This is a genomic window from Nitrosospira sp. NpAV, assembly GCF_000832065.1.
GTDB lineage: Bacteria > Pseudomonadota > Gammaproteobacteria > Burkholderiales > Nitrosomonadaceae > Nitrosospira.
The window spans coordinates 1-313 of the sequence record NZ_JXQM01000214.1 but is presented as its reverse complement, the minus strand read 5'-3'; the positions used below and the strand labels follow the sequence as shown (position 1 = coordinate 313).

Sequence of the window (313 nt, the reverse complement as noted above, 5' to 3'; positions counted from 1 at the left end):
GGGGCAAGCAGAAGACGGCAGACGAGAGGGCACGGGGACGGGAGGGCAGAAGGGGGAGCGGCCGAGCGGGGAAAGGGCGCCCAACGCGCGCGCGCCGGAGCCGAACGGGGACGGAGGACCGGCAAGACCGCCGCTGCCGCTAAAGCGGGGGCGGGCAGACGCGCGCGTCTGGAGGACATGGACTGCCACGTGCCGCTGAGAGGTGATTTTCATTTTAACGGTCATAAACGCGTGACCGAATAGCCCGATTGTGCGAAGGCGCGGGCCAAAGACCGGAGCAAGCCGGGGAAGGGGGGACAAGGAAAGAAAAGAG

Annotated in this window: 1 pseudogene; it reads left to right on the top strand. The window is 67.1% G+C overall.

Annotation, left to right across the window (positions count from 1 at the left end):
* Positions 1 to 243: pseudogene (locus SQ11_RS17710) on the top strand (hypothetical protein); the annotation flags it as partial.
* Positions 244 to 313: the final 70 nt, after the last annotated feature.